This is a genomic window from Thalassospira sp. CH_XMU1420-2, from assembly GCF_037029325.1.
In the GTDB taxonomy this organism is placed as follows: Bacteria; Pseudomonadota; Alphaproteobacteria; order Rhodospirillales; family Thalassospiraceae; genus Thalassospira; species Thalassospira povalilytica.
Genome location: NZ_JAYMEG010000003.1, coordinates 111090 through 133649 on the forward strand (window position 1 = coordinate 111090; position 22560 = coordinate 133649).

Consider the following 22560-nt stretch of genomic DNA (forward strand, 5'->3'; position numbering starts at 1 on the left):
CATTGGCAACAGGCATGTCATGACCGACAGCGTCCCGAACAGATCCGAACATGCTGCGGCGTCCAGTGGAGTTCCACTGGACGCCGTTGTCTTTGAAAAGCTGATGGCCGAATTTGCCCCGTTCGAAGCAGCCCCGGTTGTGGGGGTCGCAGTTTCGGGGGGCGCAGATAGCATGGCACTGGCATTACTGGCCCATGAATGGTGTCGGGCGCGGGGCGGCGCAATCCTGGCAATCACTGTCGACCACGGGTTGCGCGCCGATTCCGCCCAGGAAGCGCAATGGGTCGGCGATCAGCTTTCCGAACACGGGATTGAACATGTCATTTTGCGATGGCTGGGCACCAAACCGTCGCGTGCGGTTCAGGAACAGGCCAGACGGGCGCGCTATGATCTGATGGATCAGTTGTTGGCCGATCGCGGTATTTTCCATCTGCTGGTGGCCCACCATGCCGGTGATCAGGCCGAAACAATTACCATGCGCGAAATGCGTGGGCCAACCCCGCTGGGGCAGGCGGGCATGTCGGCACGGCGCTTTATGAAACATGCCCGTGTGCTGCGCCCTTTTTTGGCTGTGAAAAAGGCCGATCTGGTCGCAACCCTTCAGAACCGCGATCAAACCTGGGTCGAAGACCCGTCAAATCGCAATGAGAAATTCGAACGTGTCCGGGTTCGCAACCGGCTTGCCGACAACTGCGGGCCATCACGACACCTTGCGGATATTGCCGGGGAACGGCGGGCGCTTGAACAGTCGATCGGACGCCTTCTGGCCGGGTGCGTAACCCTTCATGGCAATGGGGTTGCGCTTTGCGACCGATCCCTGTTCATGACCGGGCATCACGACGATACCGCACGCATTTATGCTGTGGGGCAGGTGGTTCGAACGGTTGGCGGGGCGGGCTATATGCCGGCTTTTGACAGTCTGGCGGGTGCCTTGGCGCGGATTTCTGAAAATCCGTCCGCACGTCTTAGTTTGGGCGGATGCGTTTTGCATGCGCGCCGCGATCAGGTTTGCGTGTATCGCGAACGGGGTCGACTTGATGGTCCGGCAGTGCATCTGGCCGTGACAATGGATGTGCCTGCGGATGTCAAAACCGGATCGGTTTGTTGGGATAACCGGTTCGAATTGCTGCTAAATCGCGCCGATTTCGGGGGCTTGACCGATCCGTGGATCGGGCCGCTTGATCTTTGTGATGTGTTTCACACAAAGGCATTTCGGGCTGCATTGCGCGAAATCGTACCATTTATTGGCAATTTGCCGCGCGCGGCCCTTGCATCCATGCCTGCACTCTACGATAAAGAAGGCTTGCGATCCGTTGGCGGGCTTGAGGTTTCGGAGCTTTCCGACGTATTATCCGCCGCCGACTGTGAACCGCCTTCGGGCAGGGGAAAATTTGCATTTGGCGGGCGATGGCGGTTTGCACCACCAGTACCTTTGTGGGAAAGTGGTTTCAAATCGTCGCCGAAACCCGACAACCTACTTGCGTAAGCAGGGCTTGTGACTATCTGATGATCAAGCCTTGCGCAGGAAGTTTTGCGTCACGGCACACATAATTGCGACCAGTAGCTTGGAATGAATATGGGAAAAAATCTCGCACTGTGGGTTATCATTGCCATCCTTTTGGTGGCCTTGTTTAACCTGTTTCAGTCGCCCTCCGGACGGTCCGGCCAGTCGTCGCTGGCATTTTCGGACTTCCTTGCCGAAGTTGATACCGGCCAGATTTCGGAAGTCACCATCCAGGGCAATAATCTGACAGCAGAAACGCGCGACGGTCGCTCTGTTAATGTTTACACCCCCGATTATCCGAACCTTGTCGAAAAACTGAACGACAAGGGTGTTCGCATCATCGCACAGCCGGAAGAAAGCCTTTCGCCGCTGATGAGCGCACTGATCAGCTGGTTCCCGATGCTGCTGATCATCGGTGTCTGGATCTTCTTCATGCGCCAGATGCAGGGCGGCGGCGGCAAGGCCATGGGCTTTGGCAAGTCAAAGGCCAAGATGCTGACCGAAAAGTCCGGTCGCGTGACCTTTGAAGACGTTGCGGGCATCGAAGAAGCCAAGGGCGAACTTGAAGAAGTCGTCGACTTCCTGCGTGATCCCCAGAAATTCCAGCGTCTTGGCGGTAAAATCCCCAAAGGCATGCTGCTGGTTGGTCCTCCGGGTACCGGTAAAACGCTTCTGGCACGTGCAATCGCTGGCGAAGCAAACGTTCCGTTCTTCACCATTTCGGGTTCGGACTTTGTGGAAATGTTCGTTGGTGTCGGTGCATCGCGTGTCCGTGACATGTTCGAACAGGGCAAGAAAAACGCACCTTGCATCATCTTCATCGATGAAATCGACGCGGTTGGTCGCCATCGTGGCGCCGGCCTTGGCGGCGGTAACGATGAACGCGAACAGACCCTTAACCAGCTTCTGGTCGAGATGGATGGTTTCGAAGCCAACGAAGGCGTGATCCTGGTTGCGGCAACCAACCGTCCGGACGTTCTGGACCCGGCATTGCTGCGTCCGGGTCGTTTTGACCGTCAGATCGTGGTGCCGAACCCCGATCTTGAAGGCCGCGAACATATTCTTGGTGTTCACGCCCGCAAGGTTCCGCTGGGTCCGGATGTTGATCTGCGCACGGTTGCACGTGGTACACCGGGCTTCTCGGGTGCTGATCTGGCAAACCTTGTCAACGAAGCGGCCCTTCTTGCGGCCCGTCTTGGCAAGCGCGTCGTCACCATGGCCGATTTCGAAAATGCCAAGGACAAAGTCATGATGGGGGCGGAACGCCGTTCGATGATCATGACCGATGACGAGAAAAAGCTGACCGCCTATCACGAAGGTGGCCACGCACTGGTTGCCCTTCATACCCCGGCATCCGATCCGATCCACAAGGCAACCATCATCCCGCGCGGTCGTGCACTGGGGATGGTCATGCGCCTGCCGGAACGTGATCAGGTTTCCAAATCCTATGAACAGCTGATCTCGGATCTGGCTGTTGCCATGGGTGGCCGTGTTGCCGAAGAAATCATCTTTGGCAAGGACAAGGTCACCACGGGCGCATCTTCGGACATCAATATGGTGACCCAGTATGCCCGCAAGATGGTGACCGAATGGGGCTTCTCGGACAAACTGGGTAACGTCAAATACGTTGATAACCAGGAAGAAGTGTTCCTTGGTCACAGCGTCGCACAGCACAAAAACGTGTCGGAGAAAACGGCACAGCTGATCGATGACGAAGTCCGTCGTTATTCCGACGAGGCTTATGAATTCGCCAAGCGTGTTCTGACCGAACATCTTGATGACCTGCATGTTCTGGCCAAAGGTCTTTTGGAATATGAAACCCTGTCGGGTGATGAAATCAATGCGCTGCTGCGCGGCGAGGAAATCAACCGTCCGGGCCATTCGACCGGCGGCGGCAAGGATGCAGGTGGTGGACGCCGTTCCACCGTGCCGAGCACCGGTGGTGCCCGCAAAGACAACCCTGGCGAAGGTGGCGGGGATCTGTCCCCGGAACCGCAACCGGGAAGCTAACGAAAGAGACTGATGGACGAGATCAAAAGATCGGTCCTGCGAAGCCCCGCCGATGTGCGGGGCTTTGCTGATTTTGATGGACCGCTTTACTACGCACCTACGGGTTTCATTGACCACGCCGATGATCCCAACACGCTTCCGCTGGCCGGATCGCGCCGCGGCTTTTCTGCGCTTGAGATCATCCGCCGCCGCGATGGTGGCGGGGCCGAAAGCATGATCCTGCCGCTGCTCGCCCTTGAAGGCTGGGTTCAGAACAGCGGACGTGTCGATGAAATCAACAATGTTCTGGATCGCCTGATGGCCAAACGTCCGGAATATGCCGGGCTTGATATGGCGACCTGCCATGTCATGGGCATCATCAATGTGACGCCCGACAGCTTTTCGGACGGTGGGGATTACAACACCACGTCCGATGCGGTTGCACGCGGTCGTGCCATGGCAAAGGCCGGGGCATCGATCCTTGATATCGGTGGCGAATCAACCCGTCCCGGTGCAGCCGATGTGTCCGAAGACGAGGAAATTAACCGTGTGGTTCCGGTCATTCGGGAACTCGCAGCCGACGGTCATGTGATTTCGATCGATACCCGTCATGCCTCGGTGATGGAGGCCGCACTCGAAGCCGGGGCCGCGATCATCAATGACGTTACCGGGCTGGAAGGCGACGAACGGTCAATGGAAGTCGCCGCCGCATCGGGCAAACCCGTCATGCTGATGCATATGCAGGGCGAACCGGGCACCATGCAGGCCGATCCGCAATATGATTGCGCGGTTCTTGATGTCTATGACTATCTGCTGGATCGTATCGAAAGCTGCGAACGGGCAGGGATTGCGCGCGAACGCATCTGTGTTGATCCGGGCATCGGTTTTGGCAAAACGTTGTCGCACAATCTTGAACTGCTGTCGCGTCTGGCAATCTTCCATGGTTTGGGCTGTCCGATCCTGTTGGGGACGTCGCGCAAATCCTTCATCGGCAAGATCGACCCTGATGCAGATCCCAAGCAGCGCCTTGGCGGATCTATTGCATCGGCGGTCAATGGCTGGCGCCACGGGGTTCAGATGATCCGCGTCCATGATGTTCAGGAAACGGTGCAGGCACTTTCAGTGTCCAGTTCTACCTCTATGGTATAGCCGATAAGACCTTTACACTCACTGGCTGTATAGCTTGTGATTTTTAACGTTTCGATTAAAAGGCAAGATCATTCAAAAGGTTGGGGACTTCTTACCCAACCTGATGTGGTCTTGCCTTTTTCTGTTTGGATTCTGGCATTTTCTGACCTTTGACGGTTGGGGCTTGCAGAATAGGGCACATCGTCACATACCAGATATTGAATGAATACAAGTGGCACAAAGCCACAACTCTTGGTTGGCACAAAAAAGCAAACGCGAAGGTCTTTGTATGAACGGAATTGGCGGCCTGACGCAGCCTGATTTCAGCAGCGTCACATCCGGCCGGGATGCTATGACACAGTGTGTATTTGTCGTTGAAGACAACACAGACCTGAACAAGGATCTGTGCGAGTATCTGGAAATGTGCGGGTTTGACGTCGTGGGATGTGAAACCGGCGCAGCCTTCTATCGTGCATTGGAAACCAAGCAACCCGACGCGGTCATTCTTGATATCATGTTGCCTGATGCGGATGGCTATGAACTGGCAAAACATGTCCGTAAAACGATTGATTGCGGGATCATGATGCTGACATCGCTTTCGGGCATGGATAATCATCTGACCGGTTACAAATCCGGCGCGGATGTCTACCTGACCAAAGACAGCCCGCTTTCCGTGATCGAAGCAGCCCTTAAACCGTTGATGCGCCGGACAACGCGCAGCGATGTCGACTCCGGTCCCGAACAGGCCGGACTTGAAGGCGGTTGGGTTCTCGACATGCTGAACTGGACTTTGCGCAATCCCAACGGGGATGAAGCAACCCTGACCGCGACTGAACGCACGATCATCAAATTGCTGATCGAAGCAAACGGTGCCTGGTTGACCCGCCCGGAAATCGTTATTGAACTTGGCAAGGCAGACACGGCGGAAAATTGCCGTAACCTTGATACCGCCATCCGTCGTGTCCGTCAGAAAATCCTCAAGGAAATCGGCGAAGAGCTGCCGGTCAGAACGGCCTATGGTCGCGGTTATGCCTTTACTTCGACCGCAATTGTTCAGGGTGCGGCTGACGCGTCCTGACTTTTCGGGCATATCGCCCCGTTCTGGCGTTCGATACCTTTTGCCCGATGCAGGTATTTTACTGTGCCGGACCTTTGGGGGTTGTTGCCAGCAGTGATGGCGGGGGATTGGAAGTAGCCCGTCTTACGGTTCGCCCGCGCCGGCTTCTTCACAGGGCAGCAACAGACAAAGCTCGATCCCCAAACGTCCCTGGTCACGCAATTTGATCGATCCGCCATGGGCATCGACGATGCGTTGGGAAATATGCAGGCCAAGGGCACTGCGCATGGATTTGGCTTCCATGTTCTGACGAAACAGCGCATCGCCGATCAATCTGATTTCGTCATCATTTAATTCCGGCCCGCTGCACGGAATGGCGATTTCAACCATTGCGCTGCTATGACGCACCACCTGGATGTGCAATGGCCGGCCATGGGCGAACCGGCGCGATGTTTCGATCAGATTGGTAATCGCAAGCCCGATCAGGGTTTCATCAATAAAGGCCTCGAATCCGTCCGTATCGTGGCAGGTCACAAAGATTTCCGCCCCTTCGCGGGTGGTGTTGGCAACGAAATCTTCCATGAACCGGTTAATCGCGACCAGTTCACGCGCCAGCGACAATTCCTGATTATCAATGCCATCCTTGCTCAGGAAAATATCAACCAGACGGGCAAGTTTGCGGGCCTGTAACTGGATCCGTTCCAAACGATCCATCACGTCACGCGTCCCGCCCTTAAGGCGCAGCATCAACATTTCGGCTGACCGCTGAATAACGGCAAGCGGGGTGCGGAATTCATGGGACAGCATGGAAATCAGTTTGCGCTGTTCTTCGACAAGCGTCGTGGTTTCCGATGCCTGCCGCGAAACCGACAGGCGCTCGCTGTTCATATGAAACAGCCGCACCGCCATCAAAATGCCCATGCCGACAAGATGCAGCACAAGGGTATATTGATGCAGCCCGATACGCAGCGGTGTTGCATCAATCCAGCCGCTATGAACAAGCTGAAGCGTGATCCCCGCTGCGGTCGGAATGGCCAGAACAACCAGATAGGCCCAGTTGAGCCAGGAACGGATATCCTCGATCAACCGTTTGACCAGAAACAGGCACATCATCGCCATGAACAGCGCATGACTGGGAACGACATAGGTCCCGAACCACGTGTAATAGCGCCCGCCACCAGTCAGGGTAAAGGCCAGGACAAACAGGGCATAACAACATGACAGCTTGAAAATCAGTGGATGGCGTTTTCGAATGTCGGTGATGTAAAGCCATAAAAACGCAATTGCCGCATGCGACAATATGTTGGTTTCACTCAACAGGAAATCATTGAGCCACGGTATTTCCGGGCTGATTTCGCTCAGGACCAGCCCGTTGACAATCGCAACCACGGCCCCGACCGTGACAATCCAGCAGCCATAAAGCGACACCACATAATCGCGCGCAATCAGACCGAACGTGAAATAGGCAATGCCAAGTGTCACCACCAGCCCGAAAAACACATTGGTCGTCAAATTCCGATAGGTCAGGGACGTGATCAGGGCGTTGCTGGGCCAAAGCTTCAATTGCATCATATTGGTGCTGTTGCTTTGCACCCGGATATACATCTCATACTGGCCAGATATCAGCGGCGGCAGGGCCGCAATATGGGTGCCGCCCTTGTACGGGCGGGCACTTGCCGGAATATTGTCACCAAGATTTACCGTCCAGACAGGCTGATCGTCGCCCTTGGCGAACAAAAACACATCAATGAAATCCAGATAGGTTGGCGCAAATTCAAAAAGTGCCTGATTGCTAACCGGCGCATCGATGGAAAGCGCCATCCGGTACCAGATGATATCCTGCGTATAGCCAAATGACGGGATATGTTCGGATTGCGCGAAACTCTGATCGGGCAGGGCAAGGATCTCGCGCAATGAACGATGGCGCGATTTGTCGACATAGGACCGGATAAACGGTGTCAGGTCGATTGCTGTTTCAAGACGCCCCGAAAGGACCGCCGCACCATTTTGGGATGCGGACCCGGTTTGCGCAAATGCGGATCCGGAGCCGCCGATAAATCCGCCTCCGATCCCGAAGGGCAGGGCGCAAGCAATCGCAAATATCACCGCACCAACCATCATCGCGACCTTGTGCAAGCGGTCCGACAGGTGACCTGGCATCATGGTTTTGCGCATGTTACCGGTCCTCCCCGCGGGATTTGGGGCGAAACTTGCCGGGAACGCCAAGATATATTTCGTTGGTGCGCGCAATCGTTGCTTCGTGGTTATAGGGGATCTTTAACAAAATGGTCGTGCCGCCGCGTTCACCGACACTGACCGATAATGTGCCCTCATGGGCTTCGACAATCTGGTTGGTGATATGAAGTCCCAGACCAACCCCCTGGGTGACCGAAGATTCCCGGCCACGATAAAACGCATTAAGCACATTGCTCAGATCTTCCGGGGGAATGCCCGGTCCTTCATCGAGGACCCGGATATAGACAAACCCGTTTGCCGCCCGGTTACACGCAATCCATACCGGTGATCCCGGTGCATATTTGCGGGCATTTTCAATCAGATTGACGATCGCCCGTTCCAGAAGAATGCGATCAACCTCGACAATTGCGAATTCCGAATTGATCAGATTGACGTTCTGTTCGGGGACTTCCCGGGTGCGCCGCGCGATCAGTTCGCTCAGGAAAAGGTCAATGGCGACCGGTTGGCGCGATGTCGTAAAGGTCGCGCTATCAAGTGTTTCCTTTGTCAGAAACGCATCAACCAGTCCCGATAACTGTCCGGCATTGCTGCGGATGGTGGCCAGCCGGGTATGGACCGCTTCCTGTTCGTCACGAAGATGCAGGCCAAGAATTTCCGCCGACCGCTGAATGATGGCAAGCGGGGTGCGGAATTCATGCGACAGCATGGTGATAAAGGTGCGCTGTTCCCCGGCAAGCTGATTGGCGCGCTGGCTGTTCTGAAATGCATCCAGGCGCCGGTTGGCAAGCGCATAGGTGCGATATCCCATGGCAAGGGCCACCATGACAAGATGCACCGTCGAACTTGCCGAATAGATATTGCCGGTAAAGGCATTGATCGGCACAAGCCCCATCAGCATCAACAAATGCACAATCACCGCAAGGGTCGGCACGCCAAGCGCCACCAGAAGGAAACTCAACCGCGCCAGGCGCTTCTCGCGATAGCCGATCATCACAAAATAGACCAGCAACACAATCAGCAAAAAGATGTCGGGAACGAAAAACAGTTTGGCAAAATAGATATAAAGATCGGATGTCGATGTCAGGAAACCGCACATCGCAACACCGGCAAAACACATCATCACCCGGTACAGAACCCGGTTGTGACGGTCCAGCTCGACAATCGATGCCCACATCGCAAGACTGGTTCCAAGCGCAAGTGCCGTCCCCGTTCCGGTAACGAAATCACTGGCAAGCGGCCAAAGATCTTTGAAAATCAGCTGCGCATAACCCGACGTGCCAAGATTGATCAAAAACAGCGAAAGAATATAGCCCGCATACCAGTTGATCGCGCGGTCACGGGTCAGAACCCCAAAGGTCAGATAAACCCCGAACGCCACCAGCAAAATGCCAAGATAACTGCCCTTGAGATAACTTTCAGAACCGGCATCGGCGATGACAACGGATTCTGGCGACAGCGTCACTTCGAAAACATGCGAACTGTTGGTTCTGACCGCCATCACCAGCCAGTAATGGCCCGGGCCCAATATGGGCCATTGCGCCATATGCTTTAACCCGGCAATCGCATCGGGCCCATTGGGGATGCGATCGCCAACGCGTCCCTCCCAGATGGTGCGACCGCTTTCTTCCGACAGCACATACATCTGGATGTCATTCAGATAGGTCGCGCCAACTTCAAGATAGGATAACGCCTTGCTGTCGCTGTCATCAGCCTCGACAAGGAATGATGCCCGATACCAGATTGTCCTGTCGGTATAGCCGGGACCTGGTGTGCCAAACACCTTTTCGAATTCGGAATCGGGAAGATTGACGACATCGGATGGAATGATGATCGACCGGTCGGTGATCATCCGTTCAAGAAACCGGTTCAGATTGACGGTGTTTTTCGGGCCATTGCCATCGAGAACAAAATGCTGGCGCAGTTCATGGGCATGGGATGGCGCTGTCCGGGAAACAAGCACACCGCAACCGATTGCCACGATCATCGCAAGCAATGCCAGATTTGTGCGGAAAACCCCCAAAATTCCCCCGGTTTCAAGCCTTTAAAACATGTCGCTTTGTGATAGCCGGTTTTTGCCATCAGGTCATTGCTTTTATCGGCCGACAAAGTACCGGGCGCGTTAACGGATTGGTGGGTGAGTTGGGCTAAAATGCGCGCTTGCCGAACACATTGAACAGTAGCATTGAAACGTCACTTTGATATAACCGGCAATCAGAATTCATAGGACGGGCATGACCGCCCGTTGAAGAAACAGAGAAAAGAAGCATGAGCCGCAAATATTTTGGTACCGATGGAATTCGTGGAACGGCCAATACGGCCCCGATGACTGCCGAAGTGGCACTTAAGGTCGGGATGGCAGCAGGCCATTATTTCACGCGCGGCAACCATCGCCACAAGGTCGTCATTGGCAAGGATACCCGCCTGTCGGGCTATATGCTTGAACCTGCACTTGTGGCCGGTTTTACGTCGATGGGGATGGATGTGATGCTGGTCGGGCCGATGCCGACGCCTGCGGTCGCCATGCTGACCAAATCCATGCGTGCCGATATCGGCGTCATGATCTCTGCTTCGCACAACCCGTTCCAGGATAACGGCATCAAGCTGTTCGGGCCGGATGGTTTCAAACTGTCCGACGAGGTCGAACTCGAACTCGAACAACTGATGGAAAGCGACCTTTCAAGCAAACTGGTACCGGCCAATGCCCTTGGTCGTGCCAAGCGTATTGATGATGCCCCGGGCCGCTATATCGAGGCGGTCAAATCTTCCTTGCCCGGTTCGGTGACGCTCGAAGGGCTGCGTATCGTCCTTGATTGCGCCCATGGTGCGGGCTATTCCGTCGCCCCCAAGGTTCTGCGCGAACTCGGCGCTGATGTGATTGAAATCGGCACCAGCCCGAATGGCCTGAACATCAATGACAAATGCGGTTCGACCTATACCAAAACCATGTGCGACCGCGTTCTGGCGGAAAAGGCCGATGTCGGGATTGCGCTGGATGGTGATGCCGACCGTGTTCAGATGTGCGACGAAAAAGGCCAGCTGATTGACGGGGACCAGTTGATGGGCCTTGTCACCACCCATTGGAAACGCACCGGACAGTTGCGCGGCAATGCGCTGGTGGCGACCGTGATGTCCAACCTTGGTCTTGAACGCTATCTCGAACGCAATGACGTGCGTTTGATCCGCACCAAGGTCGGCGACCGCTATGTGGTTGAACAGATGCGCGCGCTTGACTGCAATGTCGGCGGCGAACAGTCCGGCCATATCGTGCTGTCTGATTTTGCATCGACCGGCGATGGCCTGCTTGCTGCCCTTCAGGTGCTTGCCGTTCTTGCCAGCCGCGAAGGCCGCGTTTCGGAAATGAGCCGCGTGTTCGAACCGCTGCCGCAGATCCTTAAAAATGTGCGCTATTCGGCCGGTTCCGATCCGCTGTCGGACAGCAGCGTGATCGAAGCCATTTCCTCGGCCGAGAAGGCCTTTAATGGCGATGGCCGTGTTCTGATCCGCAAATCGGGGACCGAACCGCTGATCCGTGTCATGGCCGAAGGCGACGACGCCGCCAAGGTCGAAAAAATCGTCGACGGAATTGTGGCCCAGATCACCGCCGTTGCCGGCTAAGCCGTGACCGGTTGCCGGTTTGGCGTTAAACAGAACATCGTTTTGCACGGATAAAGGAAGTCGATCATGAAAGGTCGCGTCTTGATTATTGCCGGGTCCGATTGCTCGGGCGGGGCTGGTATTCAGGCTGATATCAAGTCGGTCACAGCACTTGGCGGCTATGCTGCGACGGCCATTACCGCGCTTACGGTGCAAAATACGACCGGAGTCTTCGACGTTCTGGGCATCGCACCGGAAATGATCGTCCATCAGGCAACGGTAACGATTGATGATATCGGTGCCGATGCGATCAAGACCGGGATGCTGCACTCTGTGCCGGTGATCAATGCGGTGGCGGAATTCATCAAGGAAAAAGCAGACGGGATTCCTGTGGTTGTCGATCCGGTGATGGTTTCACAAAGCGGTTCAAAACTGCTCGAAGATGATGCGGTTTCGGCATTGATCGAACAAATGATCCCGCTTGCAACGGTTCTGACACCAAATATTCCCGAAGCAGAAGTACTGTCAGGCATGAAAATCGCCGACGAAGGTGACATGATTGCTGCGGCGCACAAAATTGGCGATCTGGGCGCGCAGGCTGTCCTGATCAAAGGTGGTCACGCCGAAGGGGATAAAATCGTCGATATCTTGTGGCGCCGGGACGGTGATGTCGAAGGCTTCGAAGGTTCTCGCATTCCGTCTGAAAATAATCATGGTACGGGCTGCTCGCTTGCAAGTTCGATTGCAACCGGGCTGGCACAGGGCATGGGATTGAGTGATTCTGTTGCTCGCGCACGGGCTTATGTCCGCGAAGCCATCCGAACCGCACCAAATTACGGCAAAGGAAACGGTCCGCTAAACCATGCGCACCCTGTGACCGGATAGACATTTCTGTCAAACGTCGCCGGGTGCCATAAATTGGGACACTTGCGGTATGCCGGGAACTTCGTTTTTTCATCAGGCGCGAAACAATGCCTGGTCCAATCATCGTCTGTTTGGTGTGTGTCAAAAGCTCACACCGCGTGAACTCAACGCCAAACGGACACGTTTCACCCCTTCGATCCTCGAAGCCCTGAACCAGACCCTGACGGTCGACAGCTATTATCTTGATGCCTTGCTGGATGGCGGGCACGGGCAGGGGGACCTATATTCGGGCCGTATGACACCCTTTTCCGACATCGCCGGTCTGGCGGCGGCCCAACGCGATGCCGACCATAAACTGATGGCATTTTGTGATCAGCTCGGGGAAAAGGATGCGATGCGTGATGTTGAACTTGAACGTCGCAACAATGTGGTCACATATGAAACTGTTGCCGACATCCTGTCACATCTGTTTGTCTATCAAACCCATCAGCGCGGGCAGGTTCACATCCTGCTTGCAACCACGACACAGTCGCCACCACCAATGGATGATTACCATCTTGAATATGATGCCCCGTTTCCGGCAATCGATTTCACGTTGCTTCGCGGCAAAGGGGCCTGAAGGAAGAAGATGAATAAACGAATGCTACGTCGTGCGGTTCTTGCACTGGCGATTGCCGGTCTTGCTGTCGCAAGTTTTGGCAATCCTGAACGCCATATCGCCGACCTGTTCTGGTCTGATGATGCAGCACCTTGGGAAAATGTCACAGCTGTCTATACACCCGATCGGGCCGAACCGCGCAAAATCCAGATTACCGAGGCCGTCTTTGCCGATGTTGCGGCCTGCCGGGATCACGTGATGGAACTGGCAGCCGAAAAAGGCGACCCTGATCTTCAGAAAGGAAGCTTTGAATGCGCGGTCGGATTTTATCCCGATAAAAGTGCAGCGGAAGGCACTGTTTCGGGGGACTATCGCCTGATCATCCGCTAGTGCAGGTTCCGTTTGGATTGAAACGGAACCTGCTCAAGGTCGCGGGCCTTACAGCACGTACCAGAGAAGGGCCGGCAGGGCGATGGCGGCAAGGAAGCTTGAACTGATGACCACACCCGCGACTTCTTCGGGTTCGCGGTTGTAAAGCTGCGCAAAAAGATAACAGAAAACAGCAACCGGCATCGAGCATTGCAAAATTACAACGCCGCGCTCGATCCCGGTCAAACCCATGACTTCCGAAAGACCAACCCCAACCCCGAAACCCATGCCAAGGCGCAACAGGCTAAGCGCTGTGCTGCGTGCAAGGCTGACCGGGCGCAACTTGGCAAGCGATACGCCAAGGGTAAACAGCATCAATGGAATGGTCAGCTGCCCGATCAGGTTGGTGGTGTTGTAAAGCCATGCCGGAACGTCTGTATCGGTGGCAAGAAAGATGGTGGCGATCAGGGTTGCCGGAATGATCGGCATCTTAGCCAATGATTTCAGTGAAAAGCTGCCGGAAACAAAGGCGACCCCGATGGTCAGCTGAAGCACCACATAGGTCGCAAAAAACGCCACCGAAAGCGCCAGTCCCTCCTTGCCATAGGCCAGCATGCAAAGCGGCAAGCCGACATTGCCGACATTCGGCCAGGTCAGCGACTGCAAATATGTCCGCGGCGACAGCTTGAAAACCTTCAGGATCGGCCATCCGATCAGGGCAAAAAGAATATTGGCCGCAAGTGCTGCCGTCCCCATCAGGATCAGTGTATCCCCACCCAGTTCGACCGTTGCAAGGGCGGCAAATGTTAAACACGGTGTCGCAAAATAGGTGACGATGGATGTCACAAGATTGGTGTCAAAATGCTTGCCTGCACGGGCCCAGAAATAGCCAAGTCCAGCGGTGATAAAGACGGGCGCCAGAATGGCTAGGATATCGGCAAACATTGGATACGTGTTCCTGATCAGGTTCTTTTAACCAGAACCTGTCATGGCAGACGGTCTTCCTGCAAGTGAATAATGGTAATACCACTTTGTTTTTCGCGCTGCGGAATGCGGGGTGGCTTTTCCCGGCGATCTTGCCATATTGGCTTGGGGCTGAACTTGATTGACTGTTTAAAATGGGCTCAGGCCCCAAGCTTGCAGTATTGTTGCTTGCGGTATTGTTGCCCCAGATTGATTGCGTAAAAGGTTCCTGATGCAAAACCCTTCCGATGATCCTGTCAAACGTCACCTGATTGATCCGGCCCCGCGGTTTCGCGATCGCCGCAATCTGTTGCCGGCGGTTTTTCTGGATCGGGACGGCGTGATCAATGAAGAAGTTCATTACCTGTCACGCATCGAAGATTTGCGCCTGATTGATGGTGTCGCTGACGCCATTCGCAAACTGAACGATGCCGGCATTCCGGTGATCGTTGTGACCAACCAGTCCGGTGTTGCGCGCGGTTATATTACCGAAGACCAGCTTTTTGATATTAACAAGGCGATGGTTGCGATGCTTGCCGAACAACATGCATCCCTTCAGGGGATTTTCTATTCGCCCTATCACGAAAAGGGCGAAGGCGATTATCGTCGCGAAACGACCTGTCGCAAACCCGAACCGGGCATGTTGCTGGCCGCGGCCGATGAATTTGCGATTTCACTGCCTGACAGCGTGCTGGTAGGTGATCGCATCAATGATATCCGCGCCGGTCATGCCGCGGGGGCACGTGCCATCATGGTGCGAACCGGGCACGGGGCCAAGGAAACCAGACAACCGGAATCATCAGAAGCCGACTTCATCGCCGATGATCTGGCGGCTGCTGTTGATGAAATTCTGCGCTCGATGATCGTCCGTTAGGCCGCGTTCGCATTGTGCGATTGCCGATCCGGGCCTGCTATTTGGCCAGACACCAGTTTTGCCACATCTCGCGACAGGCTTCCTCGAACTCGCGGGCGACTGCCGGGCCGTGGAATGCCTTGCTGTTGCGGATGCGCTCGCGCATGTTTTCCCGGATGCTGGCCAGCGCCTTAAGGTCGGAACTCAGCATGATGCATTTATCGACATAGCCCTTTTCGGTCTGGGCACATAATGCTTCAAGCCCGATATCACCCAGCAATGCCAGTCCCATGCGGGATCCCGGCAAGTCGCTTGCAAGCGATACAAACGGCACCCCGAACCACAACATGTCAAAATAATTCTCGATCGAAATCGCCGGGAACGGCGCCAGTCCGATATCAATCTGAGCAAACAGGGCAGGGCGGTCTTCTTTGGCGACAGCCCCGGCAAGATCAAGCCGGTCGCGCTTGATCCCGGCCTGACGGGTACGGTCAAGAAACGTCTTGGCGGCATAACTGTCTTCAAGAACGTCGTCCTGGATGACAATGCGGCTGTTTTTGACCTTGTTCAGGATACGCGCAAAGCAATTGAGTGTTTCATCACTGATATTGGCAACCCGGTCGATGCAGCCAAACCGGATAATATCATCGCCCACCGCGGCAGGAAGCGGACTGACAGGAAGCGCGTCATCATATTCATCACGAAGATACGGCCCAAGTTCAAGCTTCTGCGGACGTTCGGAAAACAGCTTGTTGGCGGCAAGCTTGCCACTGAACATTTCCTTATGCCCGATCAGATAATCGATCTGGGCGATACCTGTTGTGATCGGCGACAGGCTGGCTTGAACCGGGGCGGCATAAAGCGCGAAAACCTCGATCGGTTGGGTCGGGTGAATGCCGCAAACATCAATCAGGATATCGACCTTGTCCTTGCGGATGCGGTCGGCAATTTGCATCGGGTCCTGCCCGAAAACCTCGCGCCAGCCATCTGCCATGACCTGCCAGGACCGGGTGACATCATCGGGGCGCGGCGTTGCGCAATACAGGAACAGTTCGATCTCGTGGCGGTTCAGATGACGTGCCAGCGGCCGCAAAAGCCCGTGGGTCGCGTGATCGCAAAAGAACGGCGACAGCCACCCGATGCGCAACCGCTTGTCGGCTTGTCTGATATTGGCAAAGCTGGGCTTGGCCGCAATCGGCATATGATGCTTTGCCCAGTTCTTGGCCGCCTTGGCGTGGTCTGTGCCGTCTGTTGATCCAAGTTTGGCCTTTGTTCGGACCAAAAGCGCATCCGCGGTCGCATCGTCCGGGTCCTTTGCCAGGATCCCTTCAAGAAGGGCGATGGTCTCAGTTAGGTCACCGCATTTCAGGGTAATATCGGCCAGAACCAGATCAATATCCGATGTTTGGGTGGCAAGCTGGCGCGCCGTTTTCAAAAGGGCGATTGCCTTGGCATATTGGCCCTGATGGGCAAGTGCCTGTCCAAGTCCGCGCAAACCGGGAACGAATTTGGCATTGATGCTCAGGGCACGCTGATAAAGTTCCTGTGCCGGTTTCGGATAGCCCAGCCGCAAATAGGCCCCGCCAACCCGGCAAATCAGGTCCGGTGAAATTCCGGCGGCCTGGGCGGCATGTTCAAGGGACGTCAGGGCGGCTTCTTCCTGGCCGAGTGCATGCAATGCATCCCCGAACAGAAGCAACCCTTCATAATGGTCGGGTTTCAGGCCCAGCAACCGCCCCAGAAGGTCGACCGCCTGACCAAGATGGCCGCGCGGTATCTCAAGACGCGCCAGATGATAAAGGGCGGTGGGGAAATCCCCGTGATAGCTGATGGCCTGCTTGAACTGATCGATGGCCTTTTCGATCTGTCCCGAACTTTCAAGCGCGATGGCATAATTGCACCGGGCGGCCGGATTGGCGCCAAAGCTCGACAAGCAGCTTTCAAACAGGTCAATCGCTTCGCCATGGCGGCCCTGTCCGGTCAGAAGGGTCGCCAGAAGATGCTCTGCCTCTGCATTGTTGGGCGCGATATCAAGAACCTGGCGATAGATCTTCTCGGCCTCGTCTGGCCGGTTCCCCTCATGCGCGCTAAGTCCGCGTCGCAACAATGTCTTGAGTTGGTCCGACATCTGGGTGCGCTTCTCCGCCTGATCTTCTCATTCCGAATGGATGACTGACCCCCGACATTAAAGGGTTACGGGACACCTTTAAAGTAGACAGTTCTGACACGCCATCAGTCGTTTGCCCAAAAGGCAAAAAAAGAACCCCGAACCGCTACAGGTCCGGGGTGAGAATGGGAGTGGGAGAATCGCCTGGCGGCGATAATCATCCACTAAGATATGGATTGTTCAGGTAAAGATCGCCTATCCAAGGGGATAGTATTCTTGGTATTTGGGATAGGTACTTCATAATGATGTAATGTAAATTGTGAACTGGGTCACAAAATTGGCCCTGATGGACGGTCAAGGCGCTTCGCGCCGGGGCGGGGCATTCCCGATCGGACGTTTCGGCGGGTCATTGCACTGTCCGATGTATCAATCGTACCAAATGTTCGGGTCTGGTGAAATTTTCAGGCAAAAAACTGTCAAAAAGCGCGAATACTGTGCTAGAACGCGAGTATATTAAAGAAACGTACCCCGCGAAAAAGAGAGGTTCCTTCCATGCCGGAATATCGGTCCCGTACAACAACCCATGGCCGCAACATGGCCGGTGCGCGCGGCCTTTGGCGCGCCACTGGTATGAAAGATGAAGACTTCGACAAGCCGATCATCGCGGTCGTCAACAGCTTCACCCAGTTCGTGCCCGGTCACGTCCATCTCAAGGATCTTGGCCAGATGGTCGCCCGCGAGATCGAGGCTGCTGGCGGTGTCGCCAAGGAATTCAACACCATTGCGGTCGATGATGGCATCGCGATGGGCCATGACGGCATGCTTTACAGCTTGCCGTCGCGCGAAATCATTGCCGATTCCGTTGAATATATGGTCAATGCCCATTGCGCCGATGCGATGGTGTGCATATCCAACTGTGACAAGATCACGCCCGGGATGCTGATGGCTGCAATGCGCCTGAATATTCCGGCGGTCTTTGTTTCCGGTGGCCCGATGGAGGCCGGCAAGGTCGTCCTGAATGGCGAAGAGCATCACCTTGATCTGGTTGATGCGATGGTTCAGGCCGCCGACCCGAAAATTTCCGATGAACAGGTCAAGACCGTTGAACGTTCTGCCTGCCCGACCTGCGGGTCATGCTCGGGCATGTTCACGGCCAACTCGATGAACTGCCTGGCCGAGGCCCTCGGCCTTGCATTGCCGGGTAACGGCTCGGTTCTGGCAACCCATGCCGCCCGTAAGGAGCTTTTCCTCGAAGCGGCCCGTACCTCGGTCAAGCTGGCACGTCGTTATTACGAAGAAGAAGACGTCACTGCGACCCCGCGCGGTATCGCCACGTTCGAGGCGTTTGAAAACGCCATGGCGCTTGACATCGCAATGGGCGGGTCGACCAACACGGTTCTCCACCTTCTGGCGATCGCCAAGGAAGCCGAAGTCAATTTCACCATGGCCGATATGGATCGCCTGTCGCGCAAGATCCCCTATCTGTCCAAGGTCGCGCCGAACCATCCGAAATTCCACATGGAAGACGTCCATCGTGCGGGTGGCATCATGCGCATTCTGGGTGAACTTGATCGTGCCGGGTTGCTGCATACCGATGTTTCAACCGTCCATACCAAAACCATGGCCGATGCCCTTGCAAAGTGGGACATCAAACGCACCACAAACGAGGCGGTCCATAAATTCTATCGCGCCATGCCCGGCGGCATCCCGACCCAGACCGCGTTCAGTCAGGAACGCTACTGGGATGACCTTGATCTCGATGAAAAGGAAGGCTGCGTTCGTGACGTTGCCCATGCCTATAGTCAGGATGGCGGTCTTGCAGTTCTGTTTGGCAACCTTGCGGTCAATGGCTGCATCGTCAAGACCGGTGGCGTGGATGAAAGCATCCTGAAATTCACCGGCCCGGCCGTGATTTGCGAAAGTCAGGACGAAGCCGTCGCCAAGGTTCTCGGTGGCGAGGTCAAGGAAGGCGATGTTGTCGTCATCCGTTACGAAGGCCCCAAAGGCGGTCCGGGCATGCAGGAAATGCTCTATCCGACCAGCTACCTGAAATCGATGGGGCTGGGCAAGGCCTGTGCGCTGATTACCGATGGTCGTTTCTCGGGCGGGACCTCCGGTCTTTCAATTGGTCACGTCTCCCCCGAAGCTGCGGCTGGTGGGGATATCGCGCTGGTCGAGCCGGGGGATATGATCGAAATCGACATTCCGAACCGCACGATCAAGATTGCTGTCGATGACGCAACCCTTGCCGCCCGCCGTCAGGCAATGGAAGCCAAGGGGCCAGAAGCATGGCGCCCGGCCAAACCGCGCAAACGCAAAGTCACAACCGCCCTTCGCGCCTATGCCGCCATGGCAACCAGTGCCGATCAGGGGGCCGTGCGTGACGTGACCCAGGTCGAATTCTGATCGATCCGGCATACGCCAAAGACATGAAAAAGGGCACCTTTCGGTGCCCTTTTTTTGTTTTGGTGCTTTGAGTGCTTTGGGCGCTGTTGATCAGGTCAGCGCCTTTTCCAGCGACAAACTGTCATATCCCAGCGCGTCGGCGACCGCCTGATAGGTAATCTTGCCGTTATGAACATTAAGGCCCGCGGCCAGATGCGGATCATCCTTGCAGGCCTGTTTCCATCCCTTGTTGGCCAGTGCCAGGGCAAAGGGCAGGGTGGCGTTGTTCAGCGCAAAGGTTGATGTGCGCGCAACTGCACCGGGCATGTTGGCAACGCAGTAATGCACCACGTCATCAACGATATAGGTCGGATCGGCATGGGTGGTGGCTTTGGATGTTTCAAAACATCCGCCCTGATCGATGGCGACATCGACAATCACCGAACCCGGCTTCATTTTTGCAAGCTGTTCGCGGCGGATCAGTTTCGGGGCTGCCGCACCGGGAATAAGAACCGCACCGACCACCATATCGGCATCAAAGACAAGCGCCTCTGTGTCGTCGATGGTGGCATATTGGGTTTTGATGCGCGGACCAAATACATCATCGATATAGGTCAGGCGTTTGACGTTTTTATCAAGAATGGTGACATCCGCCCCCATGCCCGCGGCAATGCGCGCGGCATTGGTACCAACAACACCGCCGCCAATTACCACAACCTTGGCCGGGGCAACGCCGGGCACACCGCCGAGCAGCATGCCCCGTCCGCCATTGGCCTTTTGCAGGGCGGCCGCACCCACCTGCGGGGCCATGCGTCCTGCGACTTCCGACATCGGTGCCAAAAGTGGCAACCCGCCATTTCGATCGGTCACGGTTTCGTAGGCAATCGCCGTGACACCCGACTTGATCAGGCCTGCGGTCTGATCCGGATCAGGCGCCAGATGCAAATAGGTGAACAGCAACTGGCCTTCGCGCAACTGCTCATATTCGACTTTTTGCGGTTCTTTGACCTTGATGACCATTTCGGCGGTGGCAAAAATCTCGGCGGCGGTACCGACAATTTCCGCACCGGCGGCGACATAATCCTCATCGCTGCAACCAATACCGGCGCCGGCCATGGTTTCGATCTTGACCGCATGGCCATGGGCGGTCAGTTCGCGGACTGAACTTGGCGTCAGTCCGACACGGTATTCGTGGTTTTTGATTTCCTTTGGAACACCAATCAGCATTTCGTTTTCTCCCGACGAAATAGGTGGCAATCGGGGTGTCTCACGGGATCGACCGGGGACGCCCGGGCGTTTTGCGCCCATTTTGTTATTGTTTGTGAATGATACCCTAAAAATAGGGCAATTAATCTTCATTTCTAGGGGGTGTTGGTGGTATCATTGCTAGATAATTTAAAAGAATGACCGAAATCTCGGAGGATTATTCAAATGCAGATGGATGAACGTGATCGCATGATCCTGCGTCTGTTGCAAAAAGACGGACGTATCAGCAATGCGGATCTGGCCGAAAAGGTAAACCTGTCCGCATCGGCCTGCCTGCGGCGCGTGCGCCTGCTTGAAGAAGCCGGTTTCATCGACCATTACACCATGCTTCTCAATCCGGCCCGTATTGGCAAACCGGGCAATGCGTTCGTCAATATCGCCATCACCCGCCAGACCCGCGAAGCCCTGGAAACCTTTGAAAAGGAAGTCCAGAAGGTGCCCGAGGTCGTCGAATGCTATCTTCTGGCCGGGCAAAGCGATTATCTGGTGCATGTCGTTTATAGCGACACCGCTGATTATGAACGCATCCACAGCGAAGTCCTGACCCAGCTTCCCGGTGTCGAACGTGTCCAGACGGTCATTACCCTTCGCGAAGTCAAACGCACAACCGAATTGCCGGTGTGATCGAATAGGCTAGAAACGGCAGATATTCTCGATGGCAAGCCAGTCGGCATAGGGAATGTCGACCTTGCCCGTCAACCGGGCTTCTTTGAACAGGGCAGATCGCCCGTCGGTATCGGGGTGGCTGCTTAAAAACTCCGGAATGGTGTTTTGCAAGCCATTTCTGGTGCGTTGACGGGACATCTTTTCCAGAAGCGCTGCCAGATCGTGGCTGGTGACCTTGGCCTTCCCCAAAAGATCAAGCGCATATAGATCGGCGTCATGTTCCATCTGGCGCGAATAACTGTGCTGAAACAGCAAATCAATCGGCGCGTCCAGCCCGCCACCAAACAGCCAGATCAGCTGGCCGAGCCCGATCCCGTAGAACATTTTCCTAAGCCCATGATGCATCTCGGTATGGCCGATCTCGTGGGCAAGGACGCCTGCCAGTCCTTCGGGTGATGTCGCCATCTGCAGCAGGTTGGAAAAAAGGACAATCTGGCCTCCGGGCAATGCGATTGCATTGGCCATATCGCTGCGTATCACTGTTATCTCGTAGGTATAGTCAAGATCGCCGGACTTGATCAGCTGATGCATGATCTGATCAAGACCGCGCATTGCATCGGCGTTTGGCACGCAAACAACTTCTTCGTCGTTCTCTTCGTTTTCAAGTGCGAAGGCTGAGATGATTTGATCGCGGGCGATCTCGCCAAGGCGGATTTCACTGTCGCGCGGATAAACGTTCGAAAGCAGTTCTGCCGTAATTGGCACCCCAAACCACACCAATAGTCCGATACAGGCAACCAGTGCAGAAATGCCTCCAATCAGAAGAGCCCGAAATTTTGATGACCCCTCGGCAACCGTTAATTTCGGGAACTGCCTGATCAGCGTGTCAGTGAACGGACCTTTATCAATAACGATCCGCACACCATCATCCGTGTGCGGGCGAAGGCGCACGGGTTGCATTCCGGTCGGCTTTTCACAAAGGACCAGATTGTCGATTTGGTATGATCGTCGGCGATCATCATCAAGTTCAACGATCAGGTGACGGTCAGCAATTGTGACCGCCACATGATGCGACGTTATT

Annotated in this window: 17 protein-coding genes; 11 read left to right on the top strand and 6 right to left on the bottom strand. The window is 55.3% G+C overall.

Annotation, left to right across the window (positions count from 1 at the left end; all coding sequences use genetic code 11):
• Positions 1-19 precede the first annotated feature (19 nt).
• From tilS to WA429_RS10160, 4 genes are all read left to right on the top strand, one after another.
• The gene (gene tilS, locus WA429_RS10145) at positions 20-1486 is read left to right on the top strand and encodes a tRNA lysidine(34) synthetase TilS (protein ID WP_287465941.1); all 1467 of its coding nucleotides are present in this window, start codon (positions 20-22) and stop codon (positions 1484-1486) included.
• 84 nt (positions 1487-1570) lie between these two features.
• A complete protein-coding gene (ftsH, locus tag WA429_RS10150; protein ID WP_068518109.1) occupies positions 1571-3514 on the top strand; it encodes an ATP-dependent zinc metalloprotease FtsH in 1944 nt (647 codons plus the stop codon).
• A gap of 12 nt (positions 3515-3526) precedes the next feature.
• Positions 3527-4642: a dihydropteroate synthase gene (gene folP, locus WA429_RS10155; RefSeq protein WP_287465942.1), complete on the top strand. Its 1116-nt coding sequence runs from the start codon at positions 3527-3529 to the stop codon at positions 4640-4642.
• Between the two features lie 331 nt (positions 4643-4973).
• Entirely contained in the window at positions 4974-5699 is a 726-nt protein-coding gene (locus WA429_RS10160) for a response regulator transcription factor (RefSeq protein WP_228195907.1), read from the top strand.
• A gap of 123 nt (positions 5700-5822) precedes the next feature.
• Here WA429_RS10160 and WA429_RS10165 read toward each other — a convergent pair whose 3' ends face one another.
• The gene (locus WA429_RS10165) at positions 5823-7853 is read right to left on the bottom strand and encodes a sensor histidine kinase (RefSeq protein WP_287465943.1); all 2031 of its coding nucleotides are present in this window, start codon (positions 7851-7853) and stop codon (positions 5823-5825) included.
• 1 nt (position 7854) lies between these two features.
• Positions 7855-9894, bottom strand: a complete 2040-nt coding sequence (locus WA429_RS10170; protein ID WP_287465944.1) for a sensor histidine kinase — start codon at positions 9892-9894, stop codon at positions 7855-7857.
• A 245-nt stretch (positions 9895-10139) separates the two neighbouring features.
• Here WA429_RS10170 and glmM point away from each other — a divergent pair, with 245 nt between their 5' ends.
• The 4 genes from glmM to WA429_RS10190 all read left to right on the top strand — a co-directional run bounded on the left by glmM (position 10140) and on the right by WA429_RS10190 (position 13320).
• Positions 10140-11489: a phosphoglucosamine mutase gene (gene glmM / locus WA429_RS10175; protein ID WP_068518104.1), complete on the top strand. Its 1350-nt coding sequence runs from the start codon at positions 10140-10142 to the stop codon at positions 11487-11489.
• Between the two features lie 66 nt (positions 11490-11555).
• The gene (gene thiD, locus WA429_RS10180) at positions 11556-12353 is read left to right on the top strand and encodes a bifunctional hydroxymethylpyrimidine kinase/phosphomethylpyrimidine kinase (protein WP_101245935.1); all 798 of its coding nucleotides are present in this window, start codon (positions 11556-11558) and stop codon (positions 12351-12353) included.
• Positions 12354-12402: 49 nt separating this feature from the next.
• The gene (locus tag WA429_RS10185; protein ID WP_287465945.1) at positions 12403-12951 is read left to right on the top strand and encodes a DinB family protein; all 549 of its coding nucleotides are present in this window, start codon (positions 12403-12405) and stop codon (positions 12949-12951) included.
• A gap of 9 nt (positions 12952-12960) precedes the next feature.
• Positions 12961-13320 carry a hypothetical protein gene (locus WA429_RS10190; protein ID WP_336107298.1) on the top strand — a complete coding sequence of 120 codons (360 nt, stop codon included), beginning with the start codon at positions 12961-12963 and terminating at the stop codon, positions 13318-13320.
• Between the two features lie 48 nt (positions 13321-13368).
• Here WA429_RS10190 and WA429_RS10195 read toward each other — a convergent pair whose 3' ends face one another.
• The gene (locus WA429_RS10195; protein WP_068518100.1) at positions 13369-14244 is read right to left on the bottom strand and encodes an AEC family transporter; all 876 of its coding nucleotides are present in this window, start codon (positions 14242-14244) and stop codon (positions 13369-13371) included.
• Between the two features lie 250 nt (positions 14245-14494).
• On the opposite strand from WA429_RS10195, the gene WA429_RS10200 reads away from it, so the two are divergent.
• On the top strand, positions 14495-15136 hold the full coding sequence (locus tag WA429_RS10200; protein ID WP_287465947.1) for a D-glycero-alpha-D-manno-heptose-1,7-bisphosphate 7-phosphatase: 642 nt from the start codon (positions 14495-14497) through the stop codon (positions 15134-15136).
• Positions 15137-15173: 37 nt separating this feature from the next.
• Here WA429_RS10200 and WA429_RS10205 read toward each other — a convergent pair whose 3' ends face one another.
• Entirely contained in the window at positions 15174-17243 is a 2070-nt protein-coding gene (locus WA429_RS10205; protein ID WP_287465948.1) for a tetratricopeptide repeat protein, read from the bottom strand.
• Positions 17244-17774: 531 nt separating this feature from the next.
• Between WA429_RS10205 and ilvD the strand changes: the two genes are divergently transcribed.
• A complete protein-coding gene (gene ilvD, locus WA429_RS10210; protein ID WP_068518097.1) occupies positions 17775-19628 on the top strand; it encodes a dihydroxy-acid dehydratase in 1854 nt (617 codons plus the stop codon).
• 90 nt (positions 19629-19718) lie between these two features.
• Here ilvD and ald read toward each other — a convergent pair whose 3' ends face one another.
• On the bottom strand, positions 19719-20834 hold the full coding sequence (ald, locus tag WA429_RS10215) for an alanine dehydrogenase (RefSeq protein ID WP_287465949.1): 1116 nt from the start codon (positions 20832-20834) through the stop codon (positions 19719-19721).
• Positions 20835-21038: 204 nt separating this feature from the next.
• Here ald and WA429_RS10220 point away from each other — a divergent pair, with 204 nt between their 5' ends.
• Positions 21039-21497, top strand: coding sequence for an Lrp/AsnC family transcriptional regulator (locus WA429_RS10220; protein ID WP_068518095.1), 459 nt, complete (start codon positions 21039-21041; stop codon positions 21495-21497).
• 9 nt (positions 21498-21506) lie between these two features.
• Here WA429_RS10220 and WA429_RS10225 read toward each other — a convergent pair whose 3' ends face one another.
• Positions 21507-22430: a M48 family metallopeptidase gene (locus WA429_RS10225; protein WP_287465950.1), complete on the bottom strand. Its 924-nt coding sequence runs from the start codon at positions 22428-22430 to the stop codon at positions 21507-21509.
• Between the last annotated feature and the right edge of the window lie 130 nt (positions 22431-22560).

Bases quoted from the DNA above. Each gene is read 5' to 3' on its own strand.
- tilS (WP_287465941.1), top strand. From the start codon at position 20: ATGACCGACAGCGTCCCGAACAGATCCGAACATGCTGCGGCGTCCAGT.
- ftsH (WP_068518109.1), top strand. From the start codon at position 1,571: ATGAATATGGGAAAAAATCTCGCACTGTGGGTTATCATTGCCATCCTT.
- folP (WP_287465942.1), top strand. From the start codon at position 3,527: ATGGACGAGATCAAAAGATCGGTCCTGCGAAGCCCCGCCGATGTGCGG.
- WA429_RS10160 (WP_228195907.1), top strand. From the start codon at position 4,974: ATGACACAGTGTGTATTTGTCGTTGAAGACAACACAGACCTGAACAAG.
- WA429_RS10165 (WP_287465943.1), bottom strand. From the start codon at position 7,853: ATGCGCAAAACCATGATGCCAGGTCACCTGTCGGACCGCTTGCACAAG.
- glmM (WP_068518104.1), top strand. From the start codon at position 10,140: ATGAGCCGCAAATATTTTGGTACCGATGGAATTCGTGGAACGGCCAAT.
- thiD (WP_101245935.1), top strand. From the start codon at position 11,556: ATGAAAGGTCGCGTCTTGATTATTGCCGGGTCCGATTGCTCGGGCGGG.
- WA429_RS10185 (WP_287465945.1), top strand. From the start codon at position 12,403: ATGCCGGGAACTTCGTTTTTTCATCAGGCGCGAAACAATGCCTGGTCC.
- WA429_RS10190 (WP_336107298.1), top strand. From the start codon at position 12,961: ATGAATAAACGAATGCTACGTCGTGCGGTTCTTGCACTGGCGATTGCC.
- WA429_RS10195 (WP_068518100.1), bottom strand. From the start codon at position 14,244: ATGTTTGCCGATATCCTAGCCATTCTGGCGCCCGTCTTTATCACCGCT.
- WA429_RS10200 (WP_287465947.1), top strand. From the start codon at position 14,495: ATGCAAAACCCTTCCGATGATCCTGTCAAACGTCACCTGATTGATCCG.
- WA429_RS10205 (WP_287465948.1), bottom strand. From the start codon at position 17,243: ATGTCGGACCAACTCAAGACATTGTTGCGACGCGGACTTAGCGCGCAT.
- ilvD (WP_068518097.1), top strand. From the start codon at position 17,775: ATGCCGGAATATCGGTCCCGTACAACAACCCATGGCCGCAACATGGCC.
- ald (WP_287465949.1), bottom strand. From the start codon at position 20,834: ATGCTGATTGGTGTTCCAAAGGAAATCAAAAACCACGAATACCGTGTC.
- WA429_RS10220 (WP_068518095.1), top strand. From the start codon at position 21,039: ATGCAGATGGATGAACGTGATCGCATGATCCTGCGTCTGTTGCAAAAA.